This is a genomic window from Algoriphagus antarcticus (assembly GCF_002150685.1).
Classification (GTDB): Bacteria; Bacteroidota; Bacteroidia; order Cytophagales; family Cyclobacteriaceae; genus Algoriphagus; species Algoriphagus antarcticus.
Window position 1 is genome coordinate 82,260 of the sequence record NZ_MSSW01000019.1, and the last position, 17,547, is coordinate 99,806.

General features: G+C 39.7%; 18 protein-coding genes. 12 read left to right on the forward strand and 6 right to left on the reverse strand.

Going from position 1 to position 17,547, the window contains the following annotated elements:
- The first annotated feature begins 68 nt into the window (after window positions 1-68).
- The 8 genes from BVH04_RS09125 to BVH04_RS09155 all read left to right on the forward strand — a co-directional run bounded on the left by BVH04_RS09125 (window position 69) and on the right by BVH04_RS09155 (window position 6,019).
- Window positions 69-812: a class I SAM-dependent methyltransferase gene (locus BVH04_RS09125; RefSeq protein WP_240510890.1), complete on the forward strand. Its 744-nt coding sequence runs from the start codon at window positions 69-71 to the stop codon at window positions 810-812.
- An 85-nt stretch (window positions 813-897) separates the two neighbouring features.
- Window positions 898-1,059: a glycosyltransferase family 4 protein gene (locus BVH04_RS25110; RefSeq protein WP_140160552.1), complete on the forward strand. Its 162-nt coding sequence runs from the start codon at window positions 898-900 to the stop codon at window positions 1,057-1,059.
- Window positions 1,060-1,569: 510 nt separating this feature from the next.
- Window positions 1,570-1,773 (forward strand): hypothetical protein, encoded by a 204-nt coding sequence (locus tag BVH04_RS09130; RefSeq protein ID WP_086541163.1) that lies wholly within the window; start codon window positions 1,570-1,572, stop codon window positions 1,771-1,773.
- Window positions 1,773-2,069, forward strand: a complete 297-nt coding sequence (locus BVH04_RS09135; RefSeq protein ID WP_086541164.1) for a hypothetical protein — start codon at window positions 1,773-1,775, stop codon at window positions 2,067-2,069. Before BVH04_RS09130 ends, BVH04_RS09135 begins: the two co-directional genes overlap by 1 nt.
- Before the next feature lie 20 nt (window positions 2,070-2,089).
- Window positions 2,090-3,208, forward strand: a complete 1,119-nt coding sequence (locus BVH04_RS09140) for a glycosyltransferase family 4 protein (protein ID WP_086541165.1) — start codon at window positions 2,090-2,092, stop codon at window positions 3,206-3,208.
- 15 nt (window positions 3,209-3,223) lie between these two features.
- Complete coding sequence (locus BVH04_RS09145; protein WP_086541166.1) at window positions 3,224-4,372, forward strand: glycosyltransferase family 4 protein; 1,149 nt, start codon at window positions 3,224-3,226, stop codon at window positions 4,370-4,372.
- Window positions 4,348-5,523 (forward strand): DUF1972 domain-containing protein, encoded by a 1,176-nt coding sequence (locus BVH04_RS09150; RefSeq protein WP_169714399.1) that lies wholly within the window; start codon window positions 4,348-4,350, stop codon window positions 5,521-5,523. The genes BVH04_RS09145 and BVH04_RS09150 overlap by 25 nt, the downstream gene beginning before the upstream one ends.
- Before the next feature lie 82 nt (window positions 5,524-5,605).
- On the forward strand, window positions 5,606-6,019 hold the full coding sequence (locus BVH04_RS09155) for an OsmC family protein (RefSeq protein ID WP_086541167.1): 414 nt from the start codon (window positions 5,606-5,608) through the stop codon (window positions 6,017-6,019).
- A 166-nt stretch (window positions 6,020-6,185) separates the two neighbouring features.
- Here the strand turns inward: BVH04_RS09155 and rlmF are convergent, their stop codons facing one another.
- The 4 genes from rlmF to BVH04_RS09175 form a co-directional block, all read right to left on the reverse strand.
- Window positions 6,186-7,136 carry a 23S rRNA (adenine(1618)-N(6))-methyltransferase RlmF gene (gene rlmF / locus BVH04_RS09160; protein WP_086541168.1) on the reverse strand — a complete coding sequence of 317 codons (951 nt, stop codon included), beginning with the start codon at window positions 7,134-7,136 and terminating at the stop codon, window positions 6,186-6,188.
- Window positions 7,137-7,252: 116 nt separating this feature from the next.
- Window positions 7,253-7,771: a CIA30 family protein gene (locus BVH04_RS09165; RefSeq protein WP_086541169.1), complete on the reverse strand. Its 519-nt coding sequence runs from the start codon at window positions 7,769-7,771 to the stop codon at window positions 7,253-7,255.
- 47 nt (window positions 7,772-7,818) lie between these two features.
- Entirely contained in the window at window positions 7,819-8,550 is a 732-nt protein-coding gene (locus BVH04_RS09170; protein ID WP_086541170.1) for an SIMPL domain-containing protein, read from the reverse strand.
- Window positions 8,551-8,847: 297 nt separating this feature from the next.
- Entirely contained in the window at window positions 8,848-10,329 is a 1,482-nt protein-coding gene (locus BVH04_RS09175) for a M14 family zinc carboxypeptidase (RefSeq protein ID WP_086541171.1), read from the reverse strand.
- A gap of 92 nt (window positions 10,330-10,421) precedes the next feature.
- Between BVH04_RS09175 and BVH04_RS09180 the strand changes: the two genes are divergently transcribed.
- Window positions 10,422-11,435, forward strand: coding sequence for a dipeptide epimerase (locus tag BVH04_RS09180; RefSeq protein WP_086541172.1), 1,014 nt, complete (start codon window positions 10,422-10,424; stop codon window positions 11,433-11,435).
- A gap of 345 nt (window positions 11,436-11,780) precedes the next feature.
- Here BVH04_RS09180 and BVH04_RS09185 read toward each other — a convergent pair whose 3' ends face one another.
- Both BVH04_RS09185 and BVH04_RS09190 read right to left on the reverse strand, forming a co-directional pair.
- Window positions 11,781-12,476, reverse strand: a complete 696-nt coding sequence (locus BVH04_RS09185) for a response regulator transcription factor (RefSeq protein ID WP_086541173.1) — start codon at window positions 12,474-12,476, stop codon at window positions 11,781-11,783.
- Window positions 12,473-14,194, reverse strand: a complete 1,722-nt coding sequence (locus tag BVH04_RS09190; protein ID WP_169714400.1) for a sensor histidine kinase — start codon at window positions 14,192-14,194, stop codon at window positions 12,473-12,475. Before BVH04_RS09190 ends, BVH04_RS09185 begins: the two co-directional genes overlap by 4 nt.
- A 212-nt stretch (window positions 14,195-14,406) precedes the next feature.
- On the opposite strand from BVH04_RS09190, the gene lysA reads away from it, so the two are divergent.
- The 3 genes from lysA to BVH04_RS09205 all read left to right on the forward strand — a co-directional run bounded on the left by lysA (window position 14,407) and on the right by BVH04_RS09205 (window position 17,547).
- Window positions 14,407-15,639, forward strand: coding sequence for a diaminopimelate decarboxylase (lysA, locus tag BVH04_RS09195; protein ID WP_086541174.1), 1,233 nt, complete (start codon window positions 14,407-14,409; stop codon window positions 15,637-15,639).
- A gap of 38 nt (window positions 15,640-15,677) precedes the next feature.
- A complete protein-coding gene (locus tag BVH04_RS09200; RefSeq protein WP_205635826.1) occupies window positions 15,678-15,896 on the forward strand; it encodes a hypothetical protein in 219 nt (72 codons plus the stop codon).
- Between the two features lie 121 nt (window positions 15,897-16,017).
- Window positions 16,018-17,547, forward strand: coding sequence for a cryptochrome/photolyase family protein (locus BVH04_RS09205; protein ID WP_086541175.1), 1,530 nt, complete (start codon window positions 16,018-16,020; stop codon window positions 17,545-17,547).

Sequence of the window (17,547 nt, forward strand, 5' to 3'; positions counted from 1 at the left end):
CAAAAAGGAAAGGACCTCATATTTCAAGAGTTCAATGCAATAAATGCAAGTTGGTATTCGCCAATCCTATGGCAGATAGTCAGGAGCTAGCTGATTATTACACTAATTATTACGAAAAAGAACATTATGAAGCTTTTAATTATAAAAACCTCATTCTCAATCATTATCATCGCATAGCTGGGTTAAAAGAAGCTCAAATAAAAAAAGAAGCCAAGTTTCTTAAAAAGTTAGGGGAAAAGACTAAGTTTCTAGATGTTGGTTGTGGACTGGGCTTGGGCCTTGCTTATGCCAATGGACTGAACTGCGAACTGTATGCTACCGAATTAGATACTGGAGCCTTGGAATTTGTGAAAATGCATTTTGATGTGAAGACCTTTCAGGGTGATATTTGGGAGGCAAAGTTCCCTGAAAACTACTTTGACTTTATCCATATCTCCCATGTGATCGAGCATGTACTAGACCCGAAGGCTTACATCTCAGAAATGAAAAGAATCCTGAAACCAGGAGGACATCTCGCAATAGGAACCCCAAACATGTCCAGTAATCTCTATCGCTTTCATCGCTGGTCGAAATTGCTGAGAATGAATGTTCCAGACGTGATTGATGGTTTAGAGCACACCTTTATTTTCCCAAAAAAATTACTTAAAGATATCTGCGAAGAGCAAGGATTATTGGTGACGGATCATTTTACATATAATCTAGGGGAGAAATTAGGTAATCTGATCAGCTATAAAATGCCTTTGAAGAAGAAATTAAACCGATTGCTGCAGAATGCATTTCAGGTGAATCAGTGGATTGTGTGTAAAAAATAGAGTATCCAAATAGACCCAATTTCTACTTATCCATCTCTGGAATGGTAATTGGTGATTTTGGCTTAAGCTTAAAAGTCTCGAATGAATGAAAGTCCTCCTCGATTTACAATATCTCAATGTCGCCACTACGGGTATCAAGACCTATATGATGGAACTGGCTTATGCGGCTCTGCCTTATCCACATCCTGATATAGAATGGATTTTTTCACAAGATCCAGAAACCTCTCTCATCTTCATTCGGTCCTGATCCTGATGCTTTTGATATTTCAGATGGCTGTATTCCTAAAAGTCAATTGGTTAACAATTTAAACGCTAACTATCTTGTTTTGTCTGGTACTTTGGTTTTTGATGAAACCAAAGAGGAATATATACTTGGATTTCCATGCAAAGACATGATCGAAGCACTAAGCACTTGCATTGGTCCTCAGACTTTTACCAAGGTGGATTGATTTTGTCTTTGCATACTTTATCCCCTAGCTGGGTAAAGATTGGCGGTAGCGCTAGGTGTAGATTTTATCTACACCTTTTATTTAGTAGAATTTGTAATTCAAATGATCTAAAACATCTTCCGCTTTGGTATTTGGAAAAAACTGAATCGACTGGTTCAGAATGCTTTTCAGGTGAATCAGTGGATAGTGTGTTCTAAAAAATTGAATTTGTGGTTTTAAGGAAACTAGTGTTTTACTGAGTTAAGTTTAACTTTGGAAAACCTCACTCGTAGTATTACAATAAGGCGTAAAGTTATAGAAGAAAAATTATGAGAGAAATCACCCGTAAAATACCTGAAGACAAAGTTGACTTCTTTTTGGAGTTGATTAAGCAGCTCGATTTAGAAGTAGCAGAATTCGATGTTATTCCTGAGGCACATAAAGAAATCGTGCGTGAAAGAATTCAGAATTCAGATGCATCGAAACTAGTTTCTTGGGAAGAAGCAAGAAAGGAGCTAAAATATAAAGCATAATGAACTTTGATGTCCTTGTAGAACCCCTTGCGAAAGAGGATATTCAACAAGCAATCATTTTTTATGAAGAAAGAAAAGAGGGTTTAGGTAAGGAATCTGAATTGGAACTTCATCACTATTTTAAAATTTTGGAAACGAATCCCTTTTTCCAAATTAAATATGACTCTGTCCACTGCCTGCCTTTAAAGAAATTTCCTTTTATGATTCATTTTACCTTAAATGAAGAATATCGAAAAGTGATCGTTCGAGCAGTATTCCATACTTCCAGAAATCCTCAAGAATGGGGAACTAGATAATTGTTGTATTACAAGCTAAAATGAAAGTCCTCCTCGACCTCCAATATCTCAACGTCGCCACCACGGGTATCAAGACCTATATGATGGAACTGGCCCATGCGGCTCTGGCCTATCCGCATCCTGATATAGAATGGATTTTTTCACATGATCCAGAAACCCAAAGCGCTGATCAGACTTTCAAAGGTCCCCAATCTAAGCTCCAACGTCTGAATTATCACTTGGATTACTTTCGATGGAAAGAGTTTCAACTGCCAGATCTTGTAAAAAAGCATAATCCTGACGTTCTGATTTGTCTTGATTTTGTTTCGCCGGTGGCGAGTCTGTCATGTCGCCGACTGACAGTGATCCACGATGCATTCTTCTGGCAAATGCCACAGAATTACCCCAAATGGTGGCGAACTTACTTTCTGAGCTTAATCAAGAAAGGACTCAAAGAAGACACTATTGTAATCACCACTACAGAATACTCCAAAACCTCGCTGGAAAGATATCTTGGCAAACACCATCCTATCTCAGTTATTTATCAAGCTCCAAAAACCATGGAAAATAGTATGGATTCCACTTTTTTGGAGGAAAATGGTTTGGGAAGCCAGAAATTCTTTCTGCATATAGGGACTTTTGACAAGCGTAAAAACCTGCCTTTGTTTGTTCGTGCTTTTGATCAATTTCTTCAAAAGACGAAGGCAGATTTCAAACTTGTTTTAGCCGGTGGGCCTGGTCAAAGTGCGCAAATGAATGACTTTCCAATTGTAGAAAAGCTCATAGAAGAACTTGGGCTTCAGGAGAAAATATTACTTACTGGATATGTAAATGACGATCGGGTGAAGACCTTATACCAAAATGCTTTTGCTTACGTATTCCCATCTGAAAATGAAGGCTTTGGTATTCCGATCATAGAAGCTATGGGAATTGGAATTCCTGTCATCCACTCCGATCAGCCCGCTTTGATGGAGGTTGCCGGAGATGCTGGACTTGCTTTCAAAACTGGAAATCAGCAGGATTTGATGGAAAAAATGGTAATTTTGATCTTAGATAATGACAAGATCAATTCGATGATCCGTCAAGGTCTTGAGCAATCCAAGAAATTTTCTGCTCAGAAGTTTATTGAAGGATTTCAAAATGTAATCCTTAAGAAATGACAACCGGTAGCCCCATTGACAGTACTATTCCTCAATAGTTCATCAGATCTTTATGGTTCATCCAAAATTCTGATTGAAGTAATAAAAGTTTATAAAAATGCCGGATTGATACCAGTTGTGATCTTGTCGGAGCCTGGCCCTTTAGAGAATCATCTTTCTGATTTGGGAATCGTTGTACGTATTCAAAATCTCGGCATCCTAAGGCGTAAGTATGTAAACCCTTCTGGTGTATTAAACAGGATAGGAAAGAATATCAAAGCCTACAGATTTTTAGATCAATTGCACCGAGAATTTAATTTTGATTTGGTTTATTCCAACACACTAGCTGTAGTAGTTGGGGCTCAATGGGCCAAATGGAACAGACTGCCGCATATTTGGCACATTCATGAGATGCTACTTGGCTCTTCTCCATTGATTAGGCTTCTGAGAAGAATGTTGGACAACACCACTCCTGCTCCTATAGTGGTCTCAGAAGCAGTTAAAAGTCTGTGGGAAGAGCGCCTAAAGAAGTCTGTACCGAAAGTTATCCACAATGGTATTCCTTATGAGAAATTTCTCAATACACCGAAAATAAGCTTTAAAGAGCTTGGAATAGCTGAAAATAGCCTCGTCATCACGATGATAGGTAGAATAAATCCTGGAAAAGGGCAATTGTTCTTCTTGGAAATGGCTAAGCGAATTGCTGCTTCTTATCCACAATGTCATTTCGTTTTAGTAGGAGATCCTTTTCCGGGATATGAAAGTATCGAGTTTGAAATCAATAATTATATCATTGAAAATCGGCTTGAAAATTGTGTAACTAATCTTGGATTTAGAGAGGATGTGGAGTCTATACTGAAAGTTTCTGATATTTTTGTGCTGCCTTCAATTTTGCCTGATTCATTTCCAACCGTTATTCTGGAAGCAATGGCCGCTGGATGTCCAATTGTTGCAACCAGCTCAGGTGGAGCTTCGGAAATGGTCTTGGATGGTGAAACTGGATACTTAATCCCAATTAACGATCTTGACAAAGGTGTAAATGCGTTGATTAAGTTAATTTTGGATCGGGAACTTAGAGAAAAGTTTGGGAATGCGGGGAAAAATCGTGTGTTAGAGGAGTTCAGTTTGGATAGTTTTGGTAAAAACATTGAAAACCATTTATGGCAGCATCTAGGAAAAAATTGAAAGTAGCCATAATGGGTGCAAAAGGATATCCATATGTTTACGGAGGATATGATACGATGATAAGAGAATTGGGTGAACGCTTGGTGAAGAAGGGTGTGCATGTACGAGTTTATAACCATCGCGCTTTATTCCCACAAAAGCCAAGATATGTAAATGGCATTGAATGTATCTATACTCCAGCTATCGAATCAAAAAAATTAACCCAGCTCTCCCATAGTTTCTTTTCTATGGTGCACGCCTGTTTCTCAGATATAGACGTGATCTTCGTAGTGAACTCTGCCAATGGGCCTTTTGGAGTGATCTCTCGATTTTTCAGAAAGAAGACCGTAATTAATGTGGATGGATTGGAGTGGTTGAGACCAAAATGGCAAGGAATCGCTTCCAAATATTTCTTTTGGGCATCAAGAATGGCAACCAAATATTATGACCAGCTAATCAATGATTCTGATGAGATGCAGCGCGTTTACAAGGAATTGTTCAACGCAGATTCCAAAGTAATCGCTTATGGAGCGAATCCCCGCGCTGACTCAGATCCTGAACCAATCGAGAAGTGGGGGCTTAAATCGCAAGATTATTTCCTTATCGTCGGCAGACTTATTCCCGATAATAATGCAGATCTGATTATAGATGGGTTTTTAAAGTCAGATTCTAAGCGAAAGCTCGTCATAGTTGGAGATGTTCCCTTTGATGATGATTATGCCAGCATCTTAAAAAACAAAGAGGATGAAAGGCTACTGTTTTTAGGCTATATTACTGATCAGGATGAATTAGCAGCTTGGTATTCTCATTGCTTTGCTTATTTCCATGGTCATGAATACGGAGGCACCAATCCTGCCATGTTGAAAGCACTGGGCTTTGGTTGCGCTATCCTGGCTTTGGATACCCCGTTCAACCAAGAAATGCTTCAAAACGGCAAGCATGGATGGTATTTTAAAAAGACAACAGAATCGGTTCAGGATATCGTAGAAGCGGCTGAAAGCAGCAAAGAAAGAATGGCCTATTTCCGAAGTACAGCTAGGGAAGGGCTAGTGCAGCGTTACAATTGGGATTTCGTCACCGATCAATATTTAGAAGTTTTTCAGAATTTGACAGGGAAAAAACCATTCAATAATCCTCCTGGAAAACCAAAGCTGGAAAAAGTGGAATCCTGAGAATTACCTGTATTTGATTGAACTTTCAGGCTCATTTTCTCCTTTCATAGCTATAACTTTTAACACTAAAATCTTTTAAGCTATGATCAGAAAAGCAACCGCCGTATGGCAAGGAACAGGTAAAGAAGGAAAAGGCCATTTGAGCACTCCAAGTAAGGCCTTAGAAAAAACACAATATTCTTTTGGATCCAGATTTGAAAGTGGCGTGGGTACCAATCCTGAAGAATTAATCGCAGCAGCTCACGCAGGATGCTTCGCGATGAAATTGAGTTTCAACTTACAGGAAGCAGAATACACCGCAAAAGAATTGGATGTCACTGCGAATATCACATTTGAAGATGGCACACTTAAAAAATCGCACTTGGTGCTAAAGGCTAAAGTTGATGGCATTTCTCAGGAGAAATTTGATGAATTAGTTAAAGACGCTGAGGAAAACTGTCCTATATCAAAAGTGTTGGATTTAGAAATCAGTGTTGAAAGCACATTGAATGCTTAATTAGGAGGATAAGAGAGTGGGAGATTAGAGATTCAAGAGACTAAACTCTTACCCTCGGTTCAAATCATAAACATTAAAAAAAAGGCGCTTTGAATGCATTCAAGCGCCTTTTTTGTTTTAGAAAGTGCGGTAATTTCAAATTTTAAATTCTCCAATTTTAAATTTATTACCATCTTCTTTTTCTCCAGTTTTCCTGTTGCTCAGGATTCAGAAATGTCCAAGCAACAAATCTACTTTTCTTGTTGCCAGGCGTCATTTGAATAATTTTGCGATCAGCAACCCGAGCTTTTTTCAGCGCCAAAATAAGCTCCTTCACATGTTCCTCTTTGGATACAATTGAAGTAAACCAAAAGCAATTGAATTTGAACACCATGCTTTCTCTGATCATTTTGTGAATAAAAGCGAGTTCTCCACCTTCACACCAAAGCTCGTTGCTTTGGCCACCAAAATTCAATGTGACATTTTTGCCTACTTTACCTTTAAGGTTTTTCACCTTCCTAGCACTCCCCGCTTCAGCAGCTGCCTGAGACTCGTGAAAAGGAGGATTACAAATCACTGCGTCAAAAACATCATCTGACTTGATGATTCCAGCTAATATTTCCTTGGGGTTTTCTTGAAGCCGTAAAGTAATTTTCCCTCGAAACTGAGGATTTGCATCCAAATTGTCTTGAGCAGCGTCTAATGCTTTTTCGTCAATCTCTGAGCCAACAAATTGCCAATTGTAAATTGCGTTTCCCAGCATTGGATAAATACAGTTTGCTCCTGTGCCAATATCCAAAACCTTGATTTCTTCACCACTAGGCAACTTTTCCTCATTACTTTGAGCAAGCAAATCTGCCAAGTAATGAAGATAGTCAGCTCTTCCGGGAATAGGCGGGCAGAGGTATCCATCTGGAATATTCCACTCAGATATCTTATAAAAATGGGTGAGCAAAGCTCTATTGAGTTCTCTGACAGCTTTTGGATCCGCGAAATCAATGCTGAGATCACCATACTTATTTTCCGAGGCAAATTCTGCCAAAGCTGGTCGAGAACTGATTAAGCTCGGAAAATCGTAACGCTCACGATGGGCATTTCTGGGATGGAGGGCGGTTTTAGTATCTTTATTCTCTTTCAAATCTTTTCAATCTAACACAAAGATATACCTCCTTAGGCTGAAAGTCGATTTTTTTCCCCTTTTGCAAACTTACAGCTCATACCGTGGTCTTTATTCTAACTGCAAGAGTCTTGCACTCAGAATAACTCTATTGACTGTATCTCCAGTTGAAATTTCTGCTCCTTTTTATTTCCAATCAAAAAAGCCATTTCCACAATCTGGTCTTTGTCGAAGTTGGAGATTGAAAGTTTTTGCCCTCTAAATGCAGGGTACATATCTGGGAGCTTAATTTCAATGATTTCCCATTCACCGCTTGTTCTGAATCCGGCGATATAGGAATGGCGATCAGACGAGTTCGCCTTAATTCTAAATTGGTATGCGTTACCATCTCCTTTTAAATGGATTCTAATATTCTTTTGAGACCGGATTTCAAAAGTTCCTCTATGTCTGACTGAAGAAAAGCCTCCGTTATTTTCTAAGGATACAAAGCCTGCAAATACTCCGTGTCCAGATTCATTGATATAAAACTCACCGGATGATTTTCCACCCATCACTACATCATCGACTATGCGCCAATCTGAAATAGACGAGTTTTTATCAAACTGATATAGGATAATGGAGGAGGTCATTAAGGAAATAAGGATTAAAGCTTTCATTTATTGTTAAAGCTCTCAGTAAGATAATTGTTTGGAGTCGGGATTTTTCAGTCTACTTCAAAGATAAGCTTCATTGTAATCGAAGCTGTTTTGTTTTTGTCGGCTGTATTGAAAGTGCCTCCCCAAGAATAGTCTTCTCCTGAGTTTTGACCGGTAATCTGGAAGATACCCATATTTGCTGAGATGAGATCTCCGAGATCTCCCTTGGAGTTTTCAGCGATTCTCTCGGCCCGGATGCGTGCATCTTCCGTGGCTTTTGCGATCATTTCCAGTTTCAGAGATTCCAGTTCGGTGTAGTAATAGCGTGGAGATTGGGAATAAAAGGCAATTCCCTGATTAAGCAATTCGGTGATCTCACGGGAGATTTTCTCTACTTTTTCCACTTCGGTAGATTCAATTTTCAAGGATTGATTGAGCGTATATCCATCAAAGGTCTGTCCCAAATAACGGCCATCGTTTGCATAATTTTGTTGATATTTTGGATTGGTAGTGACAGCGTTGAAAATCAACTTTTCGGCAGGAATTCCATTCGAAATCAAATAGTCTGCAACGAGTTTTCTGTCTTTCTCCAAGTCAGCATAAGCAGACTTCAGGTCGAAGCTTTCACGGCTGAAATTCCCTTCCCACACGACCAAGTCTGACGTGAAATTACTTTCGCCCAACCCTGTGACATTGATCGAGCCCTGAGGTCGATTTCGGTTGATCACTGCATTTCCCAAGACAATCGAAGCAATCACTATGGCAACTGCGAAAAGAATGGCGGAGAGGTTGTTTCTCATGTTTTCCAAAAGTTGAAGTAGAAAGTAAGTATTCTTAGGCAGATAACAAATAACCCACCAAGTATCGGGTTTTTAAGAATGATTAACTGTCAATCAAATCGATTTTGAATCGTTGTGCTTCAAAATATAATAATGCAGCTTCATGAGAATTTTCCTTAATTCAGACACATCTTTTCCAGTCGTAAAAATTGGATAGGAATCAGGATAATCAGAAAATCTTGTACTGGTTTTCTCAGGGATCATATCAATAATTTTCGAATCCTTTTTCATAAATCCATTACTATAATAGATTCAAATTTAATAAATCCGCTGCTTAAATTCCTGCGCATTTGGGTTTTCGAGATTGATGAGGTAACCATTTACTACGGCATATTTTCTAACTCCATCTCTCTCCAAGAAGAAATTGGTTGCTTCTCCTGTTTTCCACCCAGCAGAAAAAGTATCAGTACTTCTCAAGACTACTATAGGAAGCTGATGCAAATCGTCTTTCGACCCATTTTTAACTTTTACTGCCAAATAGCCTTGATTAAGCAGCTCCATTGCTTTTGCCTCGTCTATATTTTCCACAGAATTAAAAGCAGTTTCATAGACTTTACCCTCAGCATATTTCAGTCCTGTGGCATCAAATTCTTCAAGTCCATAATAAACCTGCGCATCACCCAAGTCATCCACAGAACCGGATACGAAATACGTATCGCCGGCAGTGTTGTCTCGCCTTCTGATGGCTAAATCCACTGGATAATATTTTCCATTTACCGGAACATTAACTTCATTTATCAGCAAATCAACCAACTGCATATCATTGTCTGGTATTGCAAAATACTCAGCAGTAGTGTATTGCTCGTAGCTTCTGGTGGCGATTTGCTCCAGTGCATTGAGAATAATCATAAAATTCAGTTGACGGATGTATTGTTTGTCAGGATCATTTGGATAGCCGCCGGATTCGATCAAAATAGTGCTCGTTCCCCACTTGGTAATATTATCGCCAAAGGCTCTCGGCTCGAATGCATCATCATATTTTCCCACATGTCCGGGCACTACTTGCTGCAGCACCTGATTCATTCCTACTATCGTCTGCATAGCTCTTGTTCGCACATCATTGACATCCGTTTCATAATTATAGGCTGGCGCCAAAACAGATATCGTAGCTTGTTTCGGCGTGCCAGAAGCATTATAATAAACCTGCTGATCGTGCAGATTAAAGCCAAATTCAGGTTCAAAAACATCTCTAGCTCTTTTCAGAATAACCGCTTCCGGAGAAATCTGAGAAATAGCATCACGATTTAAATCTATGTCCAGTGCATTTCTACGCTTGAAAGCCTCAGCTCCGTCAGGATTGATCATAGGGATAAACTTGAGATCAAGATTTGATTTAAGAAGGTTACGTAGTACATCAAACTCATCTCCGATTGCCTCCAAGAAATTGAACAAGTCGAAAAGAGACATGGTAGCCGTGCTCTCATTTCCGTGCATCTGTGACCAAAGCATCACCTTGGTTTTGCCATCACCCCAATCCAAGCTAGAAATGCTTCTGCCTTCCACCGACTCCCCAAGTTTTGTCAACTGAAAAGCATCCTTATGCTTCTGAATCAAAGGCTGAAGATCAGCATGCTTAAATCTTCGATGAGTGATTGCAGATTCTTTGAATTTGGAATATGCGGATTCAAGAGTTTCTACGTCTGTACCTGCTGCGATTGGAATACTTGCTGTTTTACAACTAAGGACTGAAATCAAAAACAGCAAAAACAAGCTAATCGAGAGTTTAGAATTGGCTTTCATAATTATTTCTATTTACCTTGAATAAAATGCAATACTACCTGTCATACAAGCAAAAAACGCTTTAATTTTGCTTCAAATTGAATATTTATCAAATGAAATTATCCTTTCAAGTCGTAGATCTCCCTCTAAAGCATACATTTACTATCGCTCATCAAAGCAGAGACGTGCAAGATACGCTCATTGTAAAACTGCAAGATGGAGCATTTTACGGGTTAGGTGAATCCACTACCAATCCTTTCTACGGCATGACTATTACTAATATGTCGGAATGTTTGGAGAAATTCAGGCCTATCCTCGAAAAAGGTGAATGGGAAACTCCAGCCCAACTTTGGGATTTGGGTAAAGAGGTATTCAAAGAGAATCCGTTTGCGCAATGTGCGCTGGATATGGCCGCCTGGGATATCTATGCTAAGAAGCAAGGGAAGAAACTGTACGAACTTTTGGACCTGAATCCAGAGACTATTCCCACCACCAATTTTACGATTGGAATCGACACGCTGGAAAAGATGGTGGCAAAAATGAAGGAAGTTCATTGGCCGATTTACAAAATCAAATTGGGAACTTCAGACGATCTGGCTATCATCCGTGAGCTCAGAAAGCATACAGACGCTGTTTTTAGGATAGATGCAAATTGTGCCTGGACGGCTGAGCAAGCCATCGAATATTCTATAGAGCTGGAGAAGTTGGGAGTGGAGTTTATGGAACAACCGCTTGGAAAGGATGATCTGGAGGGGATGAAAGAAGTGTTTAAACATAGCAAACTTCCAGTAATCGCTGATGAAAGCTGCATTGTGGAGTCGGACGTGAAGAAATGCCATGGGCTTTTTCACGGAATCAATGTGAAGCTGGTGAAAGCGGGAGGTATCACGCCAGGATTGAGAATGATACACGAGGCCAAGAAACTTGGGATGAAAACAATGGTTGGCTGTATGACTGAATCTTCCGTAGGCATCACAGCCATTGCGCACATTGCACCACTTTTGGACTACGTAGATATGGATGGCGCAATGCTGCTATCCAAAGATCCAGCGAAGGGCGTGGTCATCACAGCCGAAAATGTGACTTTTCCAGAAGGAAATGGAATAGGTGCGGAAATGATTTGTTGAGAAGAAAGTAGTAGGATGTAGGTATCAAGATATTAAATTCTGGAATCGAGAGCCAAGAATTTAGTAGAATAGAATGAGAATAAAAAAGCGATGAATTTTTAGAGATCGTTGCCCATGTATTATCTGGGCTGAAAGCCCAAAATAACTAAGCTCTGCTCGACACGGCTCCGTTCCTACAATGAAATATCTATTTTAAAAGCTCTGAAGCGGCGAAATAACCAAGAATTCCTAGTCAATCAAAAAGCCGGAGCGATCTAAAATCACTCCGGCTTTTATTTATTTTCTACCAATAAAAAATCATTTTCCCTGTTAGGCTAGACATAGGTCACCCGACAATTTTCTCAATCATCCTTCACTCACGATCAGCTTGAAGCCTTCACCATGCACAGTAATAATCTGCACTTTTGGATCGTCTTTCAGAAGCTTTCGGATTTTGCTAAGATACACATCCATGCTTCGAGCATTGAAGTAGCTATCGTCTCCCCAGATTTGCTTCAAGGCATGACTTCTATTTACCAGATTGTTGATTTCAGATGCCAGTAGGCGAATAAGCTCATTTTCTTTAGAAGTCAACTTGTGCCGTCCTTTTGGCCCATCCAAGATTTGCTCATCGTAGTGAAGGACAAAGCCTCCAAAAGTATAAACCTTTAGCGGATTGATTTCTTCATTTTTATGAGTTCTCCTCAGGATAGCATTTACACGAAGAAGTAATTCTTCCATGCTAAATGGCTTTGTCAGGTAATCATCTGCGCCAATTTTGAGCCCTTCGATGATGTCATCCTTTTGATTTTTTGCCGTGAGGAAAAGAATTGGAAGGTTCTCCTCTATCTTCTTAATTTCCTTGGCTAGGGTGAATCCGTCCTTTTTCGGCATCATAATGTCGAGCAGGCAAAGATCAAATTTCCCTTTCTTGTACTTGTTCCAACCTTCTTCACCATCACGGCAAAGCGTAGGTTCATAACCTTTCATTTCCAAATATTCTTTAAGGATATCTCCCAAATTTGGATCGTCTTCGACCACTAATAATTTCGCTTTGCTCATTGTTTCTTTGGTAAGTTAATGGTGAATGAGCTCCCTTTTCCAAGATCGCTACTTACTCGTATTCCGCCTCTATGCGCTTCCAGCATGGTTTTCACGTAAGATAGCCCAAGACCGAAGCCTTTGACATCATGTACATTCCCAGTAGGAACTCGGTAGAATTTATCAAAAATTTTCCGTTGTGCATCCTTATTCATTCCGATTCCTTCATCCTTGATAGTGATGAAGACTTGATCGGAATCGTCTTTTGCTTCAATGCTGATCTTTGGATTTTCGGGGGAATACTTATTTGCATTGTCTAAGAGATTATTGAAAATATGGGTGAGGTGAAAAAGATCACCCTCAATCATAGGTTCGTTCAGCTCATTGATAAAGGTAATTTGTCCTCCTTTTTTCTCGACCTGTAGGCCAAAATGACCAACTGTACTTTCCAAAATATCTCCCAGATTCAACAATTCCAATTTCAGATTGAAATCCTTCTTATCCAACGCAGCAGCCTGAAGAACGTTTTCTACCTGTGAGACCAAGCGCTTATTTTCATCCTTGATAATACCCAGATATCTCGAACGGAACTTGTCCTGACTGGATAGCTCGGGATCTTGAAGTGCCTCCACCGCCAGACTCACTGTGGCCAGTGGCGTCTTGAATTCATGAGTCATGTTATTGATGAAATCATTCTTCGTATCAGAAAGGGCTTTTTGACGGATGATAACTTTGATCGCATAGATGAAACAGGAGATAATCACTAAAATGAAAACGATAGAGCTGGAGATAGGAAGCCATACTTCTCGGATTACGTGGTTACTTTTCTCTGGGAAATACAAATACAGATAGTTGTTTTTACCCAAAATGTCATTGGGGAAAAGCTTGGCTTGAATTCCTTTTTGTACCAAAGTAAACTGCTCTTTCACATTGCCGATAGGCATAATCAGACCGTCCTCTTTGAGTAACCCCAATTCGAAATCCTCGGAAATATTTTGTTCAAGCAGGTATCCTTTCAGTAATTTTCTGACTTGGGCGGTATCCAATCTATCTAAAATTGCCTGCTGCCCAGCAGCCATCTCATCCCACATTTTGTTGAAGAAATCAATCTTCATATTTGTCTTGGCAATTTTTTCCAAGGCATCTGGAGTAAGGTTCATTTCGGGCATATCGTACTGAAAACTTGGCATAGGAACTGTTGAATTCCTTTCCCTAGTCGAATTCTCTACCCTACTTAAGTATTGTAGTTGACGCACTTTTTCATCAAGTAATACTTGCATTTCATCAGGCGTAAAGAGTTCTGAAGCTACTTCAGGCGTCATATAAGTAAAAAAGGTTTCCAGATCTTCCAGCACTTTACTATCAACTCCACGAGATTCTAGAATTCTTTTGAATGTTGGGCTTACCTTGGGAGCTGACTCCTGGAAAAAAGTATCAATCAAAGAAGGTCTATTTGCAGGATTGGGCCTTGACCTATATTGAATTTCCAATGGATCTATTTTTTCAACCAATGATCTTTGTATTGCAGAATCCTGAACCAAAAAGCTGAAAAATAAGTCAGAATTTTCCCCTTTCTCCAATTGTTCAATAGTCCCATCAAGTGCTTGGAGAACATTTTGATCAAAACGCTCTCTATTAATACGAATAGCATTTTTCACCCAATAGAATTGGAATCCCATCAGACCAAAGCTAGCCAAAGCCATCAGGACAACGATAAGGATGATGTTACTTTTGGACATGATGCAAATTTAATCCTATAACAAAGCCATAGCGGGAGCTTAACAATATTTAACCGCGACAAGGTGCCTCGATAATGTATCAATTTCAAGTCCTTCTCCTATATTTAGACTCGAAAACAGAGTTATCTTAATTACACTATAACTTATGAAAATAGGGGGCAAATGCCTCCTTTTTTTGTTATTTGGCTATCTTTGCGCGCAAATTTCAGATAATGTCAACACCTCAACATCCTATCCAACTCCAAGGAGTAAGCCTAGAATCTATAGCTCATGAATTTGGCACACCTGTATATGTATATGACGGGGAAAAGATAGTGAGTCAGATCAAATCACTTCAATCTGCCTTCGCTACCGTTCCTTTGAAGATCAAATATGCCACCAAAGCGCTATCCAATATAAGTATCTTGAAGTTGGTGAAAAAGGCTGGGGAAGGTGTAGATGCAGTATCGATCGAAGAAGTGAGGATTTGCATGCAAGCGGGATTTGCTGCTTCGGAAATCATGTACACACCTAGCGGAGTGAATTTTCGAGAGGTAAAAGAAGCTGTCGAATTGGGTGTGATGATTAACCTCGACAGTATTCCGTTGATGGAGGAGTTTGGTGAAAGGTATGGTAATACGATGCCAGCTTGTATTCGGATCAATCCGCACATTATGGCTGGTGGGAATGCAAAAATTTCGGTAGGTCATATTCAAAGCAAGTTTGGGATTTCTATTCAGCAACTTCCTGAGATTCTGGAAGTGGTGAAAAAGTTTGAAATCAAAATCGTAGGCCTTCATGTTCATACAGGTTCCGACATACTTGATGCTGAAATATTCTTAAGAGGCGGAAATGTGTTGTTTGATGCAGCGATGAACTTCCCGGATCTTACCTTCTTAGATTTCGGAGGAGGTTTCAAAGTCGCTTATAAGTCTGGGGATCCAGCCACTGATATTGCAGAAGTTGGCACAAAAGTGTCTGTGGCTTTCCATACGTTCTGCGAAAAATATGGTCGAGAATTGGAGCTATGGCTTGAGCCAGGTAAGTTTCTGGTAAGCGAATCCGGGTATTTGGTAGTGGAATCCAATGTGGTCAAAAAAACACCACAGATTACATTTGTTGGAGTTGATTCAGGATTGAATCACCTGATCAGACCTATGATGTACGATGCATTCCATGACGTATATAATCTGAGCAACCCTGAGGGAGACTTGAAGCCTTATAATGTAGTTGGATATATCTGTGAAACGGATACCCTGGCTAAAGATCGGATGCTCGCGACTGTCACGAAAGGAGATCTTTTGGTATTCAAAAATGCTGGGGCTTATGGCATAAGTATGTCCTCCAATTACAACTCTCGGCTACGTCCTGCAGAGGTTTTGGTATGGGAAGGAAAGGCCCATTTGATAAGAAAAAGAGAGGAATTTGAGGATTTAATCAAAAATCAGGTCGTTTTAGATATTTAATTTCTTAATACCACATCTTACTTTCCTTTGGTATAATTATGACAAATGTGGAAAATGGTCTTGACATAGGCTATTCTTATGATGTGACCATTTCAAAGTTAGGTCTGAAAGTAGCGGAGGTGCTCATGAGATTTCACTTACCTATTCATTTTTATGGGGTGCTTATAAGAACAGAAACCAGAGAGGAAGAGTTATTCCTTGCTTTAAGTATTAAGCTGAAAACAACTGATTATAATATTTATTCAAGTCACATTTAGCTTAACAGCCTTTTTAAACTAATCCTGGTCTTTAAAAGTCTCTATCTATTTTGGAACCACGCTTAAGTATTGATCAAAACAAAGCAGTAGGAAATTGGCTTTTAGGATAAAGATATTTTTTATGGCCAAAACGCTACGATTAATTTTAGGTGATCAGCTTAACTCTCAGCATTCCTGGTTTTCAGAGAAAGACCCCTCCATTACTTATCTGATGCTAGAGCTGAGGCAGGAAACCGATTACGTGCATCATCATATTCAAAAAGTAATTGCATTTTTTCTAAGTATGAGAAACTTTGCGGAGCATCTAAAAAATCAAGGGCATAAGGTCAATTATGTCCAACTGGATCAGGAGGATAACACACAAGATTTGGAGAAAATGATCATGGCACTTGTGAAGAAACACGACTTTGATCAGTTCGAATACCAGCTTCCAGACGAATACCGCTTGGATGTGCAATTGAAATCAATCAGCAAAAACCTGGTTATTCCTTGCCGTAGCTTTGATTCAGAACATTTTTTGACGGAGCGGGAATATGTCAAAGATTTCTTTCAAGGCAAGAAAACATTTCTGATGGAGAGTTTTTATCATCAAATGCGTAAGGATTTTAATATTCTAATGGATGGTAAAGAACCGGTACAAGGCAAGTGGAATTTTGATCATGAAAATAGAGCTGCTCTGAAAGATAAACGCCTGTTGAGCAAGCCAAAACTCCATCCAAAGAACGTATCCGAAATTCTGGAAATGCTCGAAACAGCTCAGGTAAAAACTATTGGAAATGTGGGCGATAGCCCTTTTGCCTGGCCTTGCTCGCGCGCAGAAAGTCTGGAAGTCTTGGATCATTTTTGTAACCACCTACTTGTTCATTTCGGAGATTATCAGGATGCCTTGACCACTTGGGATCCATTTCTTTTCCATTCCAGATTAAGTTTTGCCTTGAATACCAAAATGCTTTCTCCGCTGGAGGTAGTGAAAAAGGTGGAGAATTATTGGAAGGCCCATCAAGATGAAATTGATATTTCGCAGGCAGAAGGCTTCATCCGTCAGATCCTGGGATGGCGAGAATATATGCGGGGGATTTACTGGGCAAAAATGCCAGATTTTGCAGAAATGAATTTCTTTAATCATCAAAGGAAGTTGCCAGGATGGTTTTGGACGGGCGATACCAAAATGAAATGTCTGAGTCATTCCATCGGTCAGTCATTGGATTTGGCTTATGCTCATCACATTCAGCGATTGATGGTAATAGGTAATTTTGCTTTGCTTGCGGGGATTCATCCAGATGAGGTGGATAAATGGTACTTAGGAGTGTATATCGATGCGATCGAATGGGTAGAAATTACCAATACTCGTGGGATGAGCCAGTTTGCAGATGGAGGAATCGTGGGTACTAAACCTTATGTAGCTTCAGCTAACTACATCAAGAAACAAGGCAATTATTGCACGCATTGCGCCTATGATCCTAAGATAAAAATAGGAGAAGGAGCTTGCCCTTTTAATAGTCTTTACTGGCATTTTTACGATAGAAACAGGGATAAACTTGAGAAAAACCCCAGAATCGGAATGGCCTACCGCACCCTTGACAAGTTGAAAAATAAGGAGGAATTGCTTGAACAGGCAGAGAGTTATTTGAAGGATTTGGATAGGCTTTAA

Excerpts from the sequence above, each read along its gene's own strand:
- BVH04_RS09190 (WP_169714400.1), bottom strand. The coding sequence starts at position 14,194 with ATGTCCAAAAGTAACATCATCCTTATCGTTGTCCTGATGGCTTTGGCT.
- BVH04_RS09155 (WP_086541167.1), top strand. The coding sequence starts at position 5,606 with ATGATCAGAAAAGCAACCGCCGTATGGCAAGGAACAGGTAAAGAAGGA.
- BVH04_RS09180 (WP_086541172.1), top strand. The coding sequence starts at position 10,422 with ATGAAATTATCCTTTCAAGTCGTAGATCTCCCTCTAAAGCATACATTT.
- BVH04_RS09165 (WP_086541169.1), bottom strand. The coding sequence starts at position 7,771 with ATGAAAGCTTTAATCCTTATTTCCTTAATGACCTCCTCCATTATCCTA.
- BVH04_RS09125 (WP_240510890.1), top strand. The coding sequence starts at position 69 with ATGGCAGATAGTCAGGAGCTAGCTGATTATTACACTAATTATTACGAA.
- BVH04_RS09130 (WP_086541163.1), top strand. The coding sequence starts at position 1,570 with ATGAGAGAAATCACCCGTAAAATACCTGAAGACAAAGTTGACTTCTTT.
- BVH04_RS09185 (WP_086541173.1), bottom strand. The coding sequence starts at position 12,476 with ATGAGCAAAGCGAAATTATTAGTGGTCGAAGACGATCCAAATTTGGGA.
- BVH04_RS09200 (WP_205635826.1), top strand. The coding sequence starts at position 15,678 with ATGACAAATGTGGAAAATGGTCTTGACATAGGCTATTCTTATGATGTG.
- BVH04_RS25110 (WP_140160552.1), top strand. The coding sequence starts at position 898 with ATGAAAGTCCTCCTCGATTTACAATATCTCAATGTCGCCACTACGGGT.
- BVH04_RS09175 (WP_086541171.1), bottom strand. The coding sequence starts at position 10,329 with ATGAAAGCCAATTCTAAACTCTCGATTAGCTTGTTTTTGCTGTTTTTG.
- BVH04_RS09140 (WP_086541165.1), top strand. The coding sequence starts at position 2,090 with ATGAAAGTCCTCCTCGACCTCCAATATCTCAACGTCGCCACCACGGGT.
- BVH04_RS09150 (WP_169714399.1), top strand. The coding sequence starts at position 4,348 with ATGGCAGCATCTAGGAAAAAATTGAAAGTAGCCATAATGGGTGCAAAA.
- BVH04_RS09205 (WP_086541175.1), top strand. The coding sequence starts at position 16,018 with ATGGCCAAAACGCTACGATTAATTTTAGGTGATCAGCTTAACTCTCAG.
- lysA (WP_086541174.1), top strand. The coding sequence starts at position 14,407 with ATGTCAACACCTCAACATCCTATCCAACTCCAAGGAGTAAGCCTAGAA.
- BVH04_RS09135 (WP_086541164.1), top strand. The coding sequence starts at position 1,773 with ATGAACTTTGATGTCCTTGTAGAACCCCTTGCGAAAGAGGATATTCAA.
- BVH04_RS09170 (WP_086541170.1), bottom strand. The coding sequence starts at position 8,550 with ATGAGAAACAACCTCTCCGCCATTCTTTTCGCAGTTGCCATAGTGATT.